Source organism: Streptomyces incanus (genome assembly GCF_042656345.1).
Classification (GTDB): domain Bacteria; phylum Actinomycetota; class Actinomycetes; order Streptomycetales; family Streptomycetaceae; genus Streptomyces; species Streptomyces incanus.
The window spans coordinates 21136-39185 of record NZ_JBHSPC010000088.1 but is presented as its reverse complement, the minus strand read 5'-3'; the positions used below and the strand labels follow the sequence as shown (position 1 = coordinate 39185).

Sequence of the window (18050 nt, the reverse complement as noted above, 5' to 3'; positions counted from 1 at the left end):
CCGCCCCCACCTCGTCGCGCAGCCGGGGCAGCATGTCGTGGAAGACCCCGGGGCAGAGGGAGCGGGCACGGGTGTGCCTCCCGTGCCGTCTTCCACGCGGCCCGTGTCGGCGGACGGCGCCGTGGCCGGCCGGCGCACGTCGAACGCGCCGGTTCCGCCGGAGGTCCGTCCCAGGGGCTGCACCGGCGCGGCGCCGTCCGCCGCTCCCCCGGGGGGCGTCGCAGCGGGCGTCTCACGCGGCCCGGTGCCGGCGTCCGGCTGCCGTCGGTCCGGCTCACGAGTGTCCTCGTCCCCGCCGGTCGGCGGGTGGGACGGGCGCGGGGGCGTGGACGGCGGCGGAGGAGTCGTGGGGCCCGGAGAGTGGGAGGCGCGCCGCGCTTCCGTGCTCATGCACCCCCCGTTTCCTCGTGCCCGGACCGTTTCCTCGCCGCGGGCCGGTGTCTGCCGCCGGACCCGGCACGAAGTCGTCCCGGGCACAGATACCCGCATGGGAGGAGCGTCATCCCGGCACGGGCCTTTGTCCGGCGTGGGCCGCCGGGCGTGCGCGTCACTCTACGGCGTGGCCCCGGCCGAACGGGAACCAGTCCGCAGGCCCGCGGCATCTGCCCGGAACATCCCCTACCCGTTCGAAAGACCCTTCTGGCAGGCTGCGTTCATGACTGCGCGCGCCTCCGACCGGGCCCGTTACGAACGGGCCACCGCCCATCTCGACGCCCCGCTCGCGATCGTGGATCTGGACGCCTTCGACGCCAACGCGGACGATCTGCTCCGCCGGGCCGGCGGAAAACCGGTCCGGGTGGCCAGCAAGTCCGTGCGCTGCCGCGCCCTGCTCGAACGGGTGCTCGCCAGGGACGGCTTCGCGGGCATCATGTCGTTCACCCTCGCCGAGTCCCTGTGGCTGGCCCGCTCCGGTTTCGACGACATCCTGCTCGCCTACCCCTCCGCCGACCGCTCCGGTTACGCCGAGCTGGCCGCGGACCCCAAGCTCGCCGCCGCCGTCACCGTCATGGTCGACGACCCGGCGCAGCTGGACCTGATCGACGCCGCGCGCGCCGGCGGCAGCGAGGTGGTGCGGGTCTGTCTGGAGCTGGACACCTCGCTCAAGCTGCTCGGCGGTCGGGTGCGGGTCGGTGCCCGGCGGTCCCCGCTCCACTCCCCCGCGCAGGTCGCCGAGGTGGCCCGCGCGGCGGCCCGGCGCCCCGGGTTCGAGGTCGTGGGGATCATGGCGTACGAGGGTCATGTCGCGGGGGTCGGCGACGCGGTGGCCGGGCAGCCGTTGCGGTCCCGGGCCGTGCGGCTGATGCAGGCCACCGCCCGGCGGGAGCTCTCCGCGCGGCGAGCGGCGGTGGTGCGGGCGGTGCGGGCGGTCGTACCGGATCTGGAGTTCGTCAACGGCGGCGGTACGGGCAGCGTGCAGTACACCGCCGAGGAGGACGCGGTCACCGAGATCGCGGCGGGGTCGGGGCTGTACGTGCCGCGGCTGTTCGACAACTACACGTCGTTCACCGGGCGTCCGGCGGCGCTCTTCGCCCTGCCCGTCGTACGGCGGCCGGGTGTGGGCGTGGTCACGGTGCTCGGCGGCGGTTATCCGGCCTCCGGCGCGGCCGGCACCGACCGGCTGCCGGTGCCCTGTCTGCCCGAGGGACTGCGCTACGACCCCCGGGAGGGAGCCGGCGAGGTGCAGACGCCGTTGCTGGGCCCGCCGGCCGACGATCTGCTGATCGGCGACAAGGTGTGGTTCCGGCACGCCAAGGCGGGCGAGCTGTGCGAGCGGTTCGACGCGCTGCGACTGGTCGAGGGCGACGCGGTGACGGACACCGTACCGACGTACCGCGGCGAGGGCATGACGTTCCTTTAGCCCACCGCGGTAGCCCACTGCGGCCGGGTCGGGCCCGGTCCGCCCCGGCTCAGGACGTCCGGTTCCGCCACAGGTCAGGGGGTGGGGCCGATGCTGTCGCCCACGCCGCCGCCCGGGTCCGCGTCGCCGACCGCGCGGATGCCCTTGGTGATGCGGTCCATGTCGGCCAGGGGCGGCGCGCCGTCGCCCGCCTCGAAGACGTAGCGGACGACGACCGGCGCCCCGGTGCCGATGGTGGAGGGGAAGACCAGCGACTGCACGTATCCGCCGGGGCCCTTGCCGGTCGTCACCTGCCGGCGGACGAAGTACCCGGCGCGGCCCGCCACCGCGACCGGGCCGGATTTCACGACCTTGTGGGACTCGATGCCGCCGTAGGGCATCCGGTCGAGGGCGTCCTCCTCGAAGGCGTCCTCGGCCGCGTCAAGGACGTCCTCCTCGGCGAGCAGCTCGGGCGAGGTCTCGTCGGTCGCGGTCACCGTGCGGGACATGACGAGGCCGTGACGGCAGACGCTGCCCTCGCCCGGGCAGTCGTGGGTGCCGGGGGTGGTCATGACGACATCGTCCTGGCTGACGTTCTCCGGCCGCACCCAGCCGTCGAGGAGCGGGAAGGTGATGCCGTTGAGCTGGTCCTCGACGACGTTCGGGGCGTCGTCAAAGGGCCCGGACGCGGACTTCGAGGGGGACGACGTGGACGGTGGGGGGCCGGCACCGTCCGGTGCGTGGGCGGACGGGGCGGTGGAGGGGCCGGTCCTGGTCTCCGGGTCGCCGTCGTCGCCGCCCAGCAGCACCGCGCCGGTGACGACCGCGGCGACGAGCACGGCCGCCGCCGTGACGAGGGCGATGACCCGGGTACGGCTGCCGGAGCCACCGGGAGACGGCGGCACCGGCCCGCCGGGCACCTCGGGGGTACGCCGGTGCTCGGTCCAGACCGTGCCGTCCCACCAGCGTTCCAGGTGCGGGGCGTGCGGGTCGGGGTACCAGCCGGGTGCGGGCGTCATGCTCATCCGGGCACTTTAGGACGAGTACCGGCGAAGCCCGCCTCCGTTCTCACAACTCGTCCGCGACCGAAACGGGTTGCCGTCCCGGACGCGGGCGACGTCGTCGGGGTTCAGCGCTGCCCGGTCGGCATCGCCTCCGTGTCGAACGCCACGAAGCGCAGTTCCGAGGTGTAACGGCGTCCCTCGTCGTCGCGGAGCCAGGTCTGCTCCGGTGAGGGCAGCATCTCCGTGAACGTGACCGTGCCCCGTGGGTCCCTGCGGGCCAGCCGGCGCAGCGCCTTGGCGAGGATCGTGACGTACACGGGGCTGTCGAAGTCGACGTAGAACGGCCGGGACTCGGCCGGGGAGACGACGAAGACGTAGCGGGGCAGGCCGAGCCTGGCGCGCCACTGCCGGGCGCGGACGAAGCGCCGGGCCTCGTCCTTGTCGTCGGCGAACCCCGCCTCCGGCGCGGGCAGTCGCCACGTCTCCCGGGCCACCACCAGCCGGTCGACGGTGACGCGCGGTGTGTGGCTCTCCGGCGGCAGGAGGCGGAAGAGGTCCATCGAGAGGGTGGTCAGGACGTGCGAGAAGACGTCCGTCACCGGGAATCGCGCACCGTCCGGAAGCCGGACGACGAGGTCGCCGTCGCGGTCCTCGACGACGGCGTCGGCGCTGCGCACGGCCCGGGGGCGGGCGGGGTCCGCGGTGAAGTCGGTCAGGGCGACCTGGTAGTCCTGGGGCCGTATCAGCGTGTGCCGGACCCGGGCGGACAGGCGCGCACGGTGCTCCTTGGGGATCAACGGCAGCAGGCGCGGTCCGGGGTGGTCCCGGTCGGTGAGACGGAGCAGTTCGTCGGCATCCGGGTGCTGGTGGGTGAAGAGGGAGGCGCCCAGCGTGTTGGCGGCCAGGTGGAGTTCACCGAGGACGAGGGTGAAGTCGCCGCGGGCCACCGCCTCGGCGCCGTCGGCGGCGATCATGATGTCCGGGCTCAGGTAGCGGGCCGCCGTCCATCCGCCGGAGCCGGTGAACTCCTCCCGCACCGCCGCCTCGATGTCCGCGGAACGGACGGTCACGCGGCGGGCGTCCGGGGGAATCGCGAGGATGCGCCGCCAGGCGGCGGCGAACTCCTCCTGGAGTTCGCCGGCGGCGGCGCGCGCGGTGCCGTGCAGCACCGGCAGGCACGCGAACCAGAGGACGGCCAGGTCGACCGGTCCCTCGGCGGCGAGGCGTTCGTACACCGCGCGCGTCTCGGTCCGTACGACGGCGGCGAGCCGTGAGGTGAGCCACCCGGCGCTGTCCATGAGCAGCCGCAGCGGGCGCAGCGCCTCCAGCACCTCGGGGCCGAGGCGGGCCGTCGCGGACCGGCGGGAGTCGTGGTAGACGAGCGCCCGGCACGGTGCGGTCGACGCGGACTTCTCCCGTACGGCGGCGGTGTCGGTCAGTTCGGTGAAGTCCCGCTCCAAGCCGGTCAGCGCGCCGACCAGCGCGTCCACGTCGTGGGCGGCAGCCACCGCCGCGCGGCCCTCCTCCAGCCGGTCCAGCGCGGCGAGCCCCCGTCGGCGCGGTTCCGGCGCGCCGACGGTCTCCAGCCAGGCCCGCAGGTCCCGGTCGGGGTGGGTGCCCGCGGGTACGTCCAGACGCCATACCACCCAGCGGCGGGCAACCAGGTCCGCGAGGACGGCGGGCACGTCGTGGTCCGGGAGCGCGGCGGCGATCGCCCGCGCCGGGCGGACGCCGTCGCAGAGGGCGAGGACGGCCGCGGTCTCGTCGGGGACCGTCACCGGGCGCCGGCCGGGCACGCGGACCCGGCGGCCGTCCACCGTCACGAAGGGCACCCGGCGGGGGGCGATCCACTCCCGCAGGCCGGGGTCGGCGTCCAGGGTCCTGGCCAGCGCGTCGATGCCCCAACTCGCCCAGTAGACGGTGGACTCGGCGACGATTTTGGATCCGGTGTCGACGGCGGCGCCGGACGCCGCGGCGTCCCAGCGGCCCCAGCCGACGGGGCCGAAGAAGCCGATGGTGTCGTTCTTCACGCAGAACCGCTGCCAGTAGTGGGCGACCAGTTCCTCGCGCTGGCGGGGCATGCTGCTGCGGCTGTCCACGCCCGGCGTCCAGCGCAGGAACGGGGCGATGCCGGAGGTGAGGACCGGGCGGTTCTGCCAGGCCACCGCCTCCCGGAAGGCCGGCGCGCGGGCGATGTCCTGGAGGGTGTGCGCGGTCTCCACGGCGGCGCCGGCGAACAGGCCGGCGAAATCCGCCCAGCGCGCGCCGTCGAGGGGGGTCTCCGCGTCGAACTTGTCGGCGGCCTCGGCCAGTCCGGCCGGGGCCAGCCGCAGCACCCCGTCGGCGGGGAAGCCGGGACCGCGCAGCGCGAACTGCTCCCACAGACGCCAGCGGCCGAGGGACGGTACGAGGTCTTCGGTCATGGCAGGGCTCTCCTTGGCGAGCGCGGGGAACGGGCGGGCGGAGGGACGGCACGGGAGGGCCGGGTGGGGGCACCGCGGCAGTGAGGGTGCGGGCGGGGAAAGTGAGGGCGGAGAGCGGACGGGGAGAGTTCAGGCCGGCCCGGGCAGGGACGGGTGCGCGGCGCGCCGCGCCGGTCCCTGGTCCTCGCACGGTCGCGCCGGGGCCAGGGACCGGTGGGGTGCACGGTGGATGCGAGCGGATGCCGCAGGGGTCAGGAACGGCCGTGGTCGGCGTCGACGACCTCGGCCAGGTCCCTCGGTGTGGGGTAGGCGAAGACCAGCGAGACCGGCACATCCGCGCCGAGGACCTCCTCGAGCCGGCCGGTGATCTGGAAGGCGGTGAGCGAGTCGCCTCCCGCCTCGTAGAAGTCGGTGTCCGCGGTCAGGTCGGGCAGGCCGAGCACGTCGCGGAAGATCTCGACGAGCAGGTCGGCGGTGCGGGTGACGGTCGCGGCGTTCTCGGTCATGGTGTGTGCTCCTCGATGGTTGTCGCGGTGGGTGCTTCCACGGCTGTTTCCGTGGGTGTCGCGGCGCGTGGGCGGAGAAGGGCGTGCAGGCGGGCGGGGGTGTTGCCGCCTGAGACGATGGCCACGGCCCGTTCGCGACGGCCGGCGCGCAGGGCTCCGGCCAGGGCGACGGCTCCGCTGGGTTCGGCGTCGACGCCGAGGCGGTGCAGCAGGGCGGCGGCGGCGAGGATCTCGGCGTCGCCGACGGCCATCAGGTCGTCGACGCGGTCACGGATGATCGGGTAGGGGACGCGTCCCGGCCGCTGGCCGCGCAGGCCGTCGGCGACAGTGGCGCAGGGCGGCAGCTGGACCGGGTGCCCCTCGGCCAGGGAGCGGGCATAACGGGGGGTCAGGGCCGGTTCGACGCCGACCACCCGGACCGGGTGGTCGGCGGCGGCGAGGCAGACGCCGGCGAGGAGTCCGCCGCCGCCGGTCGGGACGTAGACCGTCTCGGTGCCGGGGGCGTCGGCGAGCAGTTCGGTGCCGACCGTGCCCTGCCCGGCCACCACCAGGGGGTGGTCCGAGGAGGGCACGAGGGTGGCGCCGGTCTCCTCCGCGAGCCGGCCGGCCCGCTCCTCCCGCTCGGCCACTCCCCCGCCCACCTGGACCGTCTCGGCGCCGAGCGCGCGGATGACGGCGGCCTTGGCGGGAACCGCGCCCGCCGCGAGGACGACGGTCAGCCGGATGCCGAGGGAGCGGGCGAGCCAGGCGAGGGCGATGCCGTGGTTGCCGGACGAACCGGTGACGACCCGGTCGGCGTCCAGCGCCAGGACGGCGTTGGCGGCTCCGCGCATCTTGAACGAGTTGCCGGCCTGCCGGTGTTCGGCCTTCAGCAGCAGGTCCGTTCCGGGCGTCGCCGTCACCGGGCCGCGCAGCAGGGGCGTGCGCAGGACGTAGGGGGCGATACGGGCGGCCGCCGCGGCGACGTCGGCAGGGCCGGGCAGGATGCCGGCCGTGGCCGGCCGCAGGCCGGTGGCGGTCACGGGGCGCTCCCCGCGACCAGCCGGCGACGGTCCGCCTTGCCGCCCCGGGTGGTGGGCAGCGCGTCGTGGCGCTGGAACCGGCGGGGCATCAGGTGCGGCGGCAGGGAGCGGGCCAGGTGGGTGCGGAGCTCCGCGTCGGCGGTGGCGGTCAGGTCGCCGGTGACGTGGGCGGCCAGGTACACCCGTCCCCGGTCGTCGGTGTGCGCGGTGACCGCGGCGCCGCTGACGTGCGGGTGGGACAGCAGGGCGCCCTCGATCTCGGCGGGGTCCACCCGGTGGCCGCGGATCTTGACCTGCCGGTCGGTGCGGCCGACGTAGGTCAGGCCCTGCGGGCCCCACCGGCCGAGGTCGCCGGTGCGGTAGAGGCGGGCACCGGGCGGGCCGAAGGGGTCGGGCAGGAAGCACTCGGCGGTACGGGCCGGGCACCCGCCGTAGCCTCGCGCCATGCCCGCGCCGCCGATGTACACCTCGCCCACGCTGCCGTCGGGGACCGGCACGAGACCGGCGTCGAGCACCCGGACGACCGTGCCCGCCCGGGGCGTGCCCACCACGTCGGCGGTCGTGTCGGGCTCGACCGGGACGATGTGGCGGGTAGTGGTCATGGTGCACTCGGTCGGGCCGTACTGGTTGACGAGCGTGCCCGGTACCGCCCGCCGTCCGCCGGCGGTGAGGAACGGACGCAGGGACTCGCCGCTGGAGGCGACCAGGGTGACGCCGGCCAGCTGGTCGGCCGGGTCCGGCTGCCCGGCCAGGTGGGACAGGAAGGACGGGGTGACGCTGAGCAGCGCGGTCACCCGGTGTTCGCGCACGGTACGGGCGAAGTCGGCGGGGCGCAGCAGCCGGGCGCGCTCCACGATCACCAGCCGGGCTCCGGCCAGCAGCGGGGCGAAGGTGTCCCGGATCGAGGCGTCGTAGCCGAGCGGCGCGGTCTGCAGGGCCACGGTGTCCGGGCCGAGGCCGAAGGCGCGCGCGGTGTCGCGCAGGTAGGCGTCGAGGGCGCGGTGTTCGACCAGGACCGGGCTGGGTTCGCCGGTGCTGCCGGAGGTGTGGCTGACGTAGGCCAGGGCCTGCGGGTCGACCGGCGGGGGCGGCGTCGCGGGACGGTCCGGCGGGGCGGTGGGACGGTCCGGCCCGGCGGTGGGGCCGTCGGGCTCGGCGGTCGGACGGCCCGGCTCAGCACCCGGACGCTCCGGCTCAGCACCCGGACGGTCCAGCTCGGCGCCCGGACGGTCCAGCAGGATCGTGGGCACGCCCAGGTCGAGTGCGTGGGCGTGCGCGGAGGTGGTCAGCAGCAGGCGGGTGCCCGCCCCGCGGACGAAGGCCGCCAGCCGTTCGCGGGGCTGGGCCACGTCCAGGGTGAGGAAGGCGGCTCCGCAGCGGATGACCGCGGCCATCGCGGCCACCGCGTCGGCGCCGTGCTCGACGGCGACGGCGCACACCGTCTCCGCTCCGGCGCCGTGGGCCCGCAGCAGCCGGGTCAGCTCGTCGGCGCGCGCGGCCAGCCGGCCGTACGTGATCTCACCGGCGGGGGTGTCCAGCGCGACCCGCCCCGGGCGACGGGCGGCGTGCGCGGCGAGGTCGTCGGCGACGGTGCGCATCACGCCTCCTCCGTGCCGGTGACGGTCAGGTCGACGGCCACGAAGCGGAGTTCGGAGGTGTAGCGGTGCCCGACGTCGTCGGTGAGCCAGGACTGCTCGGGGGTGGGCAGCATCTCGCTGACCTTCAGGCGGGCCCCGGGGTCCTTGCGGGTGAGCCGGCGGACCGCCTTGGCGAGGATGGTGACGTACACGGGGCTGTCGAAGTCGACGTAGAACGGGCGGGGTTCGGTCGGGGAGACGATGAAGACGAAGCGGGGCAGGTCGTGGCGGCGCTGCCAGTGCCGGGCGCGCACGAATCGGGCGGCCTCGTCCTTCTCGTCGGCGAAGTCGACTTCCGAGACGGGCAGTTGCCAGGTCTCGCGGGCCACGGTCATGCGGTCGACGGTGATGCGCGGGGTGTGCTCACCCTCGGGGCGGAGGGTGAAGCGGTCCATGACGCGCTGGGTGAGGGTGTTGGCGTAGGCGTCGAGGACCTCGTGGGTGCTGCCGTCGGGCAGTACGGCGGTCAGCCGGCCGTCCCGGTTCTCGACGCGGACGTCGGCGCTCGGCACCGAGTTCGGACGGTGCGGGTCGCCGGTCTGGTCGACCAGGGTCACGTGGTGGTCCTCGGGCCGGTCCAGGGAGGGCCGGCTGCGGGTGGACCAGCGCAGGGGCAGCTCCTTGGGCAGCGTGGGCAGCAGGCGCGGGCCGGGGAAGTCGCGGCTGGTCTCGGCGATCAGCCGGTCGCGGTCGGGGTGCTGGTGGACGAAGAGGGAGGCGCCCATGGTGTTCAGCGCGCAGTGCATCTCGCCGAGGACGAGGTCGACGTCGCCGCGGGTGAGGGCGTCCGCGTCCTCGGCGACGACCAGGATGTCGGGGCTGACGTAGCGGGCGAGGGACCAGCCGTCGCCGGGCTCGCCGAACTCTTGGCGCACCCGGTCGGCCAGCTCGGCCGTGGTCAGGCGGACGCGGCGGGCGTCGGGCGGGAGGTCGAGGATCCGGGCCCACTTGGCGCGCAGTTCGGCCTGGGCGGCGTCGATCAGGTCGCCGGCGTCCGGATGCGGGGAGGGCAGGGTGTTCATCCACAGGGTGGCGAGGTCCACGGGCGTGCCGTCGGCGCTCAGCCGGTCGTGGACGGTGCGCAGCCGGGCGCGGATGGCGTCGGCGAAGCGGTTCGTCATCCAGCGGGCGGCCGTCAGGCACAGCTGGAGGGGCTCCAGACGGGCCAGCAGTGCGGGTCCGGCCGTGGCGGTGGCCGACCGTCGGGCGTCGGAGTACACCAGTCCCCGGCAGGGGGCGGTGCGTGCGCCCTTGGCGCGCTGGGCCTCACTGTCGGTGAGGGCGGCGAAGTCGGCCTCCAGGGCGCCGATCGCGGCGGTCAGCGCGGTGGCGTCGGTCCCGGCGTCGCGTACGGCGTCGCGGCCGCGCTCCAGTACGGCGAGCTTCGTCAGCGCCCGGTCGCGGACGGCCTCGTCGGGTACGCGCTCCAGGATGTGACGCAGGGCCCGGTCGGGGTGGGTGTCCGCGGGCACCTCCAGACGCCACTGCACCCAGCGCCGGCCGGCCAGTTCGCGCACGATGCCGGCGACGTCGTCGCTCTCCAGGTCCAGTTCGGCGGCGACGGCGGCGAGGTGCCGGGTGCCGTCACAGCGCAGCAGCACGGCCTGCTGCAGCTCCCCGACGGACTGGGCGGGCCGTCCCGGGATCCGTACCGTGCCGTCCTGGCAGTGGACGAAGGACACCCGGCGCGGCGGGATCCACCGCATCAGCTCGTCGTCCTCGGCGAGCACCCTGGCCAGGGCGTCGACGGCCCAGCCGGAGAAGTAGACCTCCTGCGCGGCGAGGAAGTCCCGGCCGGCGTCCACGGCGACGGCGTGCGGCGCCGACAGGTCCCAGCGGCCCCAGCCGACGGGGCCGAAGAAGCCGATGGTGTCGTTCTTCACGCAGAACCGCTGCCAGTAGTGGGCGACCAGTTCCTCGCGCTGGCGGGGCATGCTGCTGCGGCTGTCCACGCCCGGCGTCCAGCGCAGGAACGGGGCGATGCCGGTGCGCAGGACGGCAGGGTTCTGCCAGGCGAGGGCCGCCTGGAAGCGGGGCTGGGCTGCGACTCGCTGGAGGTGGCGGGCGGTGTCCACGGCGGCCGCCGACAGCTCCTCGGCGAAGGCCCGCCACTCGGGTCCGGACAGATCGGTGCCGGGGCCGAACTTGTCGGCGGCCTGGGCCAGTCCGGGCGGGGCCAGGCGCAGCACGCCGTCGGCGGGAAAGCCGGGACCGCGCAGCGCGAACTCCTCCCACAGACGCCAGCCTCCGCCCGGCAGCAGGACCGGTGCGTGCTCGTCCGACATCACGTGCTCCTTCCGGAAGGGGGGTGCGCGGGGAGGCCGCCCGGCCGGGCCGTGGCCGCCGCCGGGATGCCCGGCTCCCCGGGCGTACAGCACCGTCCCGCGCCGGGGCGGCAGGGCACCAGAGAAGATCCGGCAGCAACGCGCGCCGTGGGCTCGGCGCGTTCGTCCCTGCCCCGGTCGGGGGGCCGCCCGGCACGCTGTCGGCGTCGGCCCCGACCTGCGGCCGGCCCCATCACCTGCGGGAGGTTCACCGTGACGCAATCCCACTCCGCGACCGGCTCGGGTACCGAGGAGGCCCGCCCGGGCACCGACGAGGTGTATCTCGTGGTGCGCAACGACGAGGAGCAGTACTCGATCTGGCGGGCGGACCGCGAAGTGCCCGCCGGCTGGCACCCGGAGGGCCGGCGGGGCGGCCGGCAGGAGTGCCTGGACCACATCGGCGTGATCTGGACGGACATGCGCCCGGCCGGCCTGCGCCGCCGGCTGGCCGGGGCGGATGTCTGAGCCGCGGGCGGGCCGGCTCCTGGACCCGCCGGCGCACGCCCCGCCGCCGGCGCCGTCCGGGCTGCTGTGCCCGGCCGTGCTGGACCTGTCCGGGCTGCGGCACCGGGCGCGGGCGCCGGGCCCGCGCGTGCTGAGGGGACCGCTGGAGCTGTACCTGGCCCACGTCGGTGCCCTGGACGAGCGGACCCTGCGGGACGCGCGGGAGCTGCTGGACGCGGAGGAACGGGACCGGGCCCGTGCGTTCCGGCACGACCGCGACCGGGACGCGTACGTGGTCGCGCACGCGGCCCTGCGCGACGTGCTGAGCGCCCTGCTCGGCGTGCCCGCCGACGCGCTGCCGCTGACGCGGGAGCCGTGCGCGGGCTGCGGCGGACCGCACGGGCGGCCGGCCCTGCGCATGCCGGGGGTGCACTTCTCGCTGTCCCACAGCGGGGGCCTGGTGATGGTGGCGCTCGCCCCCGCACCGGTCGGTGTCGACGTGGAAGGGCTGGCCACCATGCGGGCGGTGCTCGGCGCGCAGTCGGCGCTGCACCTGGCGGAGGCGGACGAGCTGGCGGCGCTGCCCGCGCACGAGCGTCCGGCCGCGTTCACCCGGGCCTGGGTGCGCAAGGAGGCCTACCTCAAGGGCCTGGGCACGGGTCTGGTGCGCGATCCGGCGCTGGACTACGTGGGCACCGGGCCGCTGCCGACCGCCCCGGCACCGGGGTGGACCGTACGGGACGTCCCGGTCCCGGCGGGGTACGCGGCGGCGGTGGCCCTGCATACGCCCTGAGGCGTACGCGCGAACACGGCGGGGACCGGTCCGACGGGCCCGGTCCCCGCCGTCGTGGCGTTGCGGCGTCCTGACGCGGTCCCGCGCCCTTCACCTGGGCGGGGAACGCGACGCCTTCACCAATAACCCACAAACGCAAAGGAGTTGGCACGCTACGATCACCGGCGTGACCGCTCCGGAACCCACCATCGTCGCCACCTCCGGAGGTCATCGCGTCGGCGCGCGCACCCGGGTCCTCTTCAACTCCCTGGTCCACCACGCGGTCGATCTCTCCGGTGTGCACGGCCGACGCCCCCGCGTCCTCTACCTGGGCACGGCGGTGGGCGACGCCGAGCACGTCACGGCGCGGGTGGGCGAGGCCGCCCGGGTGGCGGGCTTCGACCTCACCCCGCTCCAGCTCTTCCCGATGCCGAACGTGGACGACGTCGAGGGCACGGTGCTCGACCACGACGTGGTCTGGGTGATGGGCGGCTCGGTGGTCAACCTGCTCGCCGTGTGGCGGGTGCACGGGCTGGACGGGGTCCTGCGGCGCGCGTGGCGCTCCGGGGTGGTGCTCGCCGGGGTGAGCGCGGGTTCCATCTGCTGGTTCCGGGGCGGCACCACGGACTCCTTCGGCCCCGAACTGCGCCCGGTCACCGACGGGCTGGACCTGCTGCCGTACGGCAACGGGGTGCACTACGACAGCGACGCGGGCCGGCGTCCGCTGATCCACCGGCTGGTGGCCCAGGGCGTCTTCGCGACGGCGCACTGCACCGACGACGGGGTGGGGCTGGTCTACCGGGGCACCGAGCTGGTCGAGGCGGTGGCGGAGGAGCCGGACAAGGCCGCCTACGTGGTGCGCCGGGACGGCGAGCGGGCCGTGGAGGAGCGGATGGAGCCGCGGTTGCTGCCCACGCCCCCCGGCTGACCGGACGGACGGACGGATGGACGACCGGACGGACGGACGACCGCTCGAGGGACCGGCGCCCGCGCGGGGTGAGGGGCGCCCGCGTGCGGCCGTCGGGGCTCCGTGGTCACGGCTCCCGCCCCCGCGTCCGCGTCGCTCGCTCCGCCGCCTCAGACCAGGCCGTGCCGTACGGCGTGAGCGACCGCGTGGGCCCGGTTGCGGGCCTGCAAGCGGGCCATGATCTCGTAGATGACGTTCTTGACGGTGTGTTCGGAGCAGCGCAGCAGCAGGGCGATGTCCGCGTTGCCGTGGCCCTCGGCCATGAGGCGCAGTACCGACGTCTGCCGGGCGGTCAGGGCGGGCCGGCCGCCGCCGTCGGCGGCCGGGTCGCCGGGTCGCGAACCGCTGGTCAGCAGGTGGGAGAGGTCCGGGTAGGGGATGCTCGGGTGCGGATGGGCCGCGCGGCGCACCGCTGCCGCCAGGCTCTCCTCGGTGAGGTCGGCGGCCCGCAGGACGACCGCCCCGGCCCGCAGCGCGAGCCGCAGTCCCGTGCGGCCGACGGTGTCGCACACCAGGACCAGCGGGCCCGCGCCGTGCCGGCCGCGCAGGGCCTGCGCGGCGTCGGCGGCGGCCACCACGGTGACGGTCCCGGGCCCGCCGTGCTCCGCCGCGTGGACCAGACCGGCGCGGCGGGCCGTTGCGCGGACCCGGTCGGCGCCCCGCGAGGGCGGGATGCGAAGGACCGGGAGCACACCGGCCGTGGCAGCGGACACGCCGGCCGTGACAGCGGACGCCATGGGCGCCGCGGCCGCGGGCGCGGGCGCGGCGGTCAGGGTCGCGGTCACAGCAGGCCCGCCCGGAGCGCGTAGGCGACCGCGTGGGCACGGTTGCGCAGGCGGAACCGCTGGGTGATGTCGTGCACCACGGTGGTCACGGTGCGCGGCGAGTAGGCGAGCCGCTGGGCGATCTCGGCCGTCTCGTGGCCGTCGGCGACCAGCCGCAGCACCGAGCGCTCCCGGTCGGACAGCATGCTGTCGGTCCAGCCGCCGGTGCCGTGCCGGGGGTCCGACGGGCGGTCCAGGAGCTGTTCGAGCAGGCCGGGTGGCAGGGTGCAGTCGTCGCGGGCGGCGGCCAGCACCGCGTGGGCGAGGCGGGGGGCGTCGGCGTCCCGGCGCACCAGCAGGCCGCGGGCACCGGCTGCCAGGGTGTGCAGGGCGTCGCCGGAGGCGAGGACACCGGCCACCAGCACGACGGCGGGGCCGTGCCTCAGGGCGCGGGTGACGCGCACCATGTCCAGCTCGCCCGGGCCGAGGCGGTCGACGGTGAGGACGGCGACCCGGGCCTCGACGGGCTCGCACACGGTCAGTTCCGGGCAGGCCAGCAGGGTCGTACGTGTGCCGGCCTCCAGTACCGGATCGAGGGCGACCACGCCGACGGATACGGGTGCTCCCATCTGCTGCTCCTAGGAAGTCGGTCCGCCCGGTCGTGGGCACTCCGGGCGGTGTGCGGTGAGGACTGCGCACCACCGTGCCGGGCGCGGGGACGCGGCGGCATCGGTAACCGGCCCCCACCTTTCCCCCGGGCGGGGCGGCCCCATCGGCTCGTGATCCCCTCGCGTCCTCCTCCCGGCCCGGCGTACGGCGGCCGTCGACCGGTCCGGGCGGCGGCGTGATCAGCGGACCGGGGATCCGGGGGACGGGAAAGGAGCGGCCATGGGGCCGCGGCCTGGAGAAGGGCCGTGCAGGGGGTCCGCGCATACGCCGGGGGCGGGCACAAGGGCCGAACGCGCAGGACCACTCTTCCGTCCGGCGCTCCGTCCCCCATCCGAGCGGTACGGACGACCCCGCCTCCGAGCTGCGGGTTCGCCGCTCCAGGGGCGGGTTCGAGCGTCCCGGCCCGCCGGAGCGGGGCAGGGGCCGCGCAGAATATGGGGGCTGCTTACCCATGTGGGGGCCACTGGGGGTCTGCGACCTTCTTTCTCGTGACTGAGACCGCCAGCCTCCCGACGTCCCGGAGCACCGGCCTCCCGCCCTCGTGGTGGGCACCGGCGCTGTCCCTCGCGGAACGCCTCGACGCCCCCGGCCTTCCCGGGGCACCCGCCGGAGCCGCCGCCGGGCCCGCCCCCTGGGCCGCCGGGGACGCCGAGGGCTTCGCCCTGCGACTGGCCGGTCTGGGCGTGGACGGCGCCACGGCCGCGGCACTGGCCGCGGAGCCCGCGGCGCGGCTGGCCGCCCGTTCCCCGAAGCCCGATTGGGCGCGGTACGCCGAAGCGGCCCTGGACAGCGCCGCGACGGCACCGGTGGAGACGGTCGTTCCGGGCGAGGGACCCGACGCCTTCGCTCCGGTCGTCCGGCCGCTGGTCGCCACCGCCACCGCGCGGCTGGCCGAGCTGCTGCCCGCGTCCACCGGCGCCGAACCGGCCGTGTGGCGGGAGGCGTTCGCACGGCGGCTGACGTACCAGCTGGTCCGGCAGGCGGCGCGGACCCTGGTCCACGAACTGGACACGGCACGGCGCGCCGGGCGGCTGGCCGGGGCCGGTGCCCGCGAGCGGTTCGACGCCTTCGCCGCCGCCGCGGGCACCCGGCAGGGCCTCTGCGCGCTGTTCGCCGCCTACCCGGTGCTGGCCCGGATGCTCGCGCAGACCGCCCTGGACGCGACGGCGGCCACGGCCGAACTGGCGGCCCGTTTCGCGGCCGACCGGGAGGACCTGGCCGCGGGGCTCCTCGACGGACGCGACCCGGGACCGCTCGCCGGGGTGGACCTCGGCCGCGGAGACGCCCACCAGGGCAACCGGTCCGTCGCCGTCCTGCAGTTCGCCGGCGGCGACCGGCTGGTCTACAAGCCCCGGCCGCTCGGCCAGCACGCGCTCCTCGACGACCTGGTGGACTGGCTGAACGCCAAGGTCGCCGGACTGGACCTGCGGACCCCGCGCAGCCTGCGCCGCGAGGCGTACGGCTGGCTGGAGTTCGTCGAGCACCGCTGGTGCCGGTCGGTGACCGAGACGGACGCGTTCTACCGGCGCCAGGGCGCGCTGCTGGCCCTGCTGTACGCGGTGGACGGCGCCGACATGCACTACGAGAACGTCGTCGCCTGCGGCGACCAGCCGGTTGTGGTGGACGCCGAGACGCTGCTGCACACCGGGCTCGCGCAGTCCATGACGGCGGGCGCCGACCCGGCGGCGGACGCGCTGCACGCCTCCGTGCACCGCACCTGCCTGCTGCCGCATCTGCTGATCGGCGAGCACGGGGCCCTCGACATCTCCGCGCTCGGCCGGTCCACCGACGGCATCTGCCCGAGCGAGGGCCTGCACTGGCGGGACAGCGGTCTGGACACCATGCGGGCCGTGCGCGCCCCGGTCCTCAGCCCCGCGGCGCACAACCAGCCGCTGCCCGCCGGCCGCCTCCTCGAGGGCGCCGATCACCGGGCGGCCCTGCTGGAGGGGTTCCGCGCCGCCTATGCGGCGCTCGCCGCGCACGGCCGTGAACTGCTCGGCGACGACGGCCCGCTGATGGCCCGTGCCGACCGTCCCGCCCGGCTCATCGCCCGCTCCACCCGTCTGTACGCGACGCTGCTGGAGGAGTCGGCCCACCCGTCGCTGCTCGGCGACGCGCTCGCCCGGGAGGGCGTGTTCGCGGTGCTGTGGACCGAGTCCGAGCACGACGAGGCACGCCGGCGGCTGATCGAGCACGAGACGGCGGCGCTGTGGCGCGGTGACGTGCCGCTCTTCACCCATCGGCCGTCGGGGACCTCGGTCCGGGCCGACGACGGCACGTGGCTCCCGGGTGTGCTGCCGGTGGCGGGCATGACCGCGGTGCGGGAGAAGATCGCCCGGATGGACGAGGTCGACTGCCACGACCAGGAGTGGATCATCACGGCCACGCTCGCCGCCCGGGGCGCGGGTTCCCCGCTGGACCGGCCCAGGTCCGAACTGGCGGTGGAGCCGGTGCCGGCCGTCGCGCCCGACACGTCCCGGCTGCTCGCCGCAGCGTGCGGGATCGCCGACGAGATCGCCGCCCGCGCGGTACGCGAGGGCGGGCGGACCAACTGGCTCGGCCTGGAGCGGGTGTCCGGGCCGCACTGGGCGGTGCTGCCGATGGGCGCCGGACTCGCGCAGGGCTACTGCGGAGTGGCGCTGTTCCTGGCGCACGCCGACGCCCTGGCCGGAGCGGGCCGGTACGCCACGCTCGCCCGGGAGGCCGTCCGCCCCCTGCCCGTCCTGCTGAAGGCGCTGGCGGACGAGCCGGAGCTGAGCGCGGCGGCGGGACCCGGCGCGTACGACGGTCTCGGCGGCGTCGTGTACGCCGTGCTGCGCCTGTCGGCACTGCTCGGCCCGGACGTCGTGGACTGCCTGCCGGCCGCGCTCACCGCGCTCGGCCACGCCGCCTCCGCATGCTCCGAGCCCGGGTTCGCCACCGGTACGGCGGGAGCCCTGACCGCCGCGGTCGCGGTGCACGAGGCGACCGGCGATCCGGCGGCGCTGAGGCTGGCGGACGCTCTGGCGGACCGGCTGCTCGGCGCGGTGACCGGAGAGGCCACCGGCGCGGGGGGCGCCGTGCCGCCCGGTGCGGACCGGTGTGTCGCCGCCGCGCACAGCCTTCCCGCCGGCTTCGCCGACGGCGCCGCGGGCATCGCCTGGGCCCTGCTGCGGTACGCCGCCCGCCGTCCCGGGGACGCCGCCGCGCCCTCGGCCGCCGCCCGGACGCTGCTGGACGCCGCGCTGCGCGGCACCGGGGCGGCGCCCGCGGACGTCTCCTGGTCCGGCGGGCTCGCCGGACCGGCGGCCGTCGCCGCCCACCTGTCCCCCGCGCCCTCCGTGTCCCGGGGCCCGGCCCGGCCCGCGGACACCGAGGTCCGTCCCGACCTCAGCCTCGGGCGGGGCACGCTCGGCACGCTGGAAGCCCTGGCCGTACGTGCCGGGAGGGGCGACCCGGCCGCCGCCGGAGCGCTCGCCCGGCGCACGGGGCAGGCACTCGCCCTCGTCGAGGCACAGAGCCACCGCTGCGCCACCCCCGACCACGTTCCCTCTCCCGGGCTGCTCGACGGGCTGTCCGGCATCGGCTACGGGCTGCTCCGTCTGGCCCACCCCGGCACCGTCCCGTCCGTCCTGCTCCTGGCCCACCCCGACCACTGACCGGTAAGGCGCCTCCGCTCCTCGGCCTCATGGCATCTCCACC

At 76.1% G+C, this 18050-nt stretch carries 13 protein-coding genes; 5 read left to right on the top strand and 8 right to left on the bottom strand.

Features of this window, described 5'->3' with window-relative positions; genetic code table 11:
• Positions 1-655 precede the first annotated feature (655 nt).
• Positions 656-1858 (top strand): amino acid deaminase/aldolase, encoded by a 1203-nt coding sequence (locus tag ACFP2V_RS26675; RefSeq protein ID WP_381217618.1) that lies wholly within the window; start codon positions 656-658, stop codon positions 1856-1858.
• A 74-nt stretch (positions 1859-1932) separates the two neighbouring features.
• On the opposite strand, the gene ACFP2V_RS26670 is transcribed toward ACFP2V_RS26675, so the two are convergent.
• The 6 genes from ACFP2V_RS26670 to ACFP2V_RS26645 all read right to left on the bottom strand — a co-directional run bounded on the left by ACFP2V_RS26670 (position 1933) and on the right by ACFP2V_RS26645 (position 10714).
• Positions 1933-2856, bottom strand: a complete 924-nt coding sequence (locus ACFP2V_RS26670; protein WP_381217624.1) for a DUF2510 domain-containing protein — start codon at positions 2854-2856, stop codon at positions 1933-1935.
• 110 nt (positions 2857-2966) lie between these two features.
• Positions 2967-5264: a lantibiotic dehydratase gene (locus ACFP2V_RS26665; protein WP_381217616.1), complete on the bottom strand. Its 2298-nt coding sequence runs from the start codon at positions 5262-5264 to the stop codon at positions 2967-2969.
• 251 nt (positions 5265-5515) lie between these two features.
• Positions 5516-5770 (bottom strand): acyl carrier protein, encoded by a 255-nt coding sequence (locus tag ACFP2V_RS26660; RefSeq protein ID WP_381217614.1) that lies wholly within the window; start codon positions 5768-5770, stop codon positions 5516-5518.
• Complete coding sequence (locus tag ACFP2V_RS26655; protein ID WP_381217612.1) at positions 5767-6792, bottom strand: threonine ammonia-lyase; 1026 nt, start codon at positions 6790-6792, stop codon at positions 5767-5769. Before ACFP2V_RS26655 ends, ACFP2V_RS26660 begins: the two co-directional genes overlap by 4 nt.
• The gene (locus tag ACFP2V_RS26650) at positions 6789-8390 is read right to left on the bottom strand and encodes an amino acid adenylation domain-containing protein (RefSeq protein ID WP_381217610.1); all 1602 of its coding nucleotides are present in this window, start codon (positions 8388-8390) and stop codon (positions 6789-6791) included. The genes ACFP2V_RS26655 and ACFP2V_RS26650 overlap by 4 nt, the downstream gene beginning before the upstream one ends.
• The gene (locus ACFP2V_RS26645; protein WP_381217607.1) at positions 8390-10714 is read right to left on the bottom strand and encodes a lantibiotic dehydratase; all 2325 of its coding nucleotides are present in this window, start codon (positions 10712-10714) and stop codon (positions 8390-8392) included. Before ACFP2V_RS26645 ends, ACFP2V_RS26650 begins: the two co-directional genes overlap by 1 nt.
• Positions 10715-11029: 315 nt before the next feature.
• Between ACFP2V_RS26645 and ACFP2V_RS26640 the strand changes: the two genes are divergently transcribed.
• The 3 genes from ACFP2V_RS26640 (at position 11030) to ACFP2V_RS26630 (ending at position 12897) form a co-directional block, all read left to right on the top strand.
• Positions 11030-11218 carry an MbtH family protein gene (locus ACFP2V_RS26640; RefSeq protein ID WP_381217622.1) on the top strand — a complete coding sequence of 63 codons (189 nt, stop codon included), beginning with the start codon at positions 11030-11032 and terminating at the stop codon, positions 11216-11218.
• A complete protein-coding gene (locus ACFP2V_RS26635) occupies positions 11211-11990 on the top strand; it encodes a 4'-phosphopantetheinyl transferase family protein (protein ID WP_381217605.1) in 780 nt (259 codons plus the stop codon). Before ACFP2V_RS26640 ends, ACFP2V_RS26635 begins: the two co-directional genes overlap by 8 nt.
• 166 nt (positions 11991-12156) lie before the next feature.
• Positions 12157-12897 (top strand): Type 1 glutamine amidotransferase-like domain-containing protein, encoded by a 741-nt coding sequence (locus tag ACFP2V_RS26630; RefSeq protein WP_381217602.1) that lies wholly within the window; start codon positions 12157-12159, stop codon positions 12895-12897.
• A gap of 149 nt (positions 12898-13046) precedes the next feature.
• Here the strand turns inward: ACFP2V_RS26630 and ACFP2V_RS26625 are convergent, their stop codons facing one another.
• Both ACFP2V_RS26625 and ACFP2V_RS26620 read right to left on the bottom strand, forming a co-directional pair.
• Positions 13047-13721 (bottom strand): response regulator transcription factor, encoded by a 675-nt coding sequence (locus ACFP2V_RS26625; RefSeq protein ID WP_381217600.1) that lies wholly within the window; start codon positions 13719-13721, stop codon positions 13047-13049.
• A complete protein-coding gene (locus ACFP2V_RS26620) occupies positions 13718-14329 on the bottom strand; it encodes a helix-turn-helix transcriptional regulator (protein ID WP_381217598.1) in 612 nt (203 codons plus the stop codon). Before ACFP2V_RS26620 ends, ACFP2V_RS26625 begins: the two co-directional genes overlap by 4 nt.
• A 528-nt stretch (positions 14330-14857) precedes the next feature.
• Here ACFP2V_RS26620 and ACFP2V_RS26615 point away from each other — a divergent pair.
• Positions 14858-18007 carry a type 2 lanthipeptide synthetase LanM family protein gene (locus tag ACFP2V_RS26615; protein WP_381217596.1) on the top strand — a complete coding sequence of 1050 codons (3150 nt, stop codon included), beginning with the start codon at positions 14858-14860 and terminating at the stop codon, positions 18005-18007.
• Positions 18008-18050 lie beyond the last annotated feature (43 nt).

What these genes read in the sequence shown, in the direction of transcription:
- ACFP2V_RS26650 (WP_381217610.1), bottom strand. Translation starts at nt 8,390, where the DNA reads ATGCGCACCGTCGCCGACGACCTCGCCGCGCACGCCGCCCGTCGCCCG.
- ACFP2V_RS26675 (WP_381217618.1), top strand. Translation starts at nt 656, where the DNA reads ATGACTGCGCGCGCCTCCGACCGGGCCCGTTACGAACGGGCCACCGCC.
- ACFP2V_RS26645 (WP_381217607.1), bottom strand. Translation starts at nt 10,714, where the DNA reads ATGTCGGACGAGCACGCACCGGTCCTGCTGCCGGGCGGAGGCTGGCGT.
- ACFP2V_RS26665 (WP_381217616.1), bottom strand. Translation starts at nt 5,264, where the DNA reads ATGACCGAAGACCTCGTACCGTCCCTCGGCCGCTGGCGTCTGTGGGAG.
- ACFP2V_RS26635 (WP_381217605.1), top strand. Translation starts at nt 11,211, where the DNA reads ATGTCTGAGCCGCGGGCGGGCCGGCTCCTGGACCCGCCGGCGCACGCC.
- ACFP2V_RS26670 (WP_381217624.1), bottom strand. Translation starts at nt 2,856, where the DNA reads ATGACGCCCGCACCCGGCTGGTACCCCGACCCGCACGCCCCGCACCTG.
- ACFP2V_RS26660 (WP_381217614.1), bottom strand. Translation starts at nt 5,770, where the DNA reads ATGACCGAGAACGCCGCGACCGTCACCCGCACCGCCGACCTGCTCGTC.
- ACFP2V_RS26620 (WP_381217598.1), bottom strand. Translation starts at nt 14,329, where the DNA reads ATGGGAGCACCCGTATCCGTCGGCGTGGTCGCCCTCGATCCGGTACTG.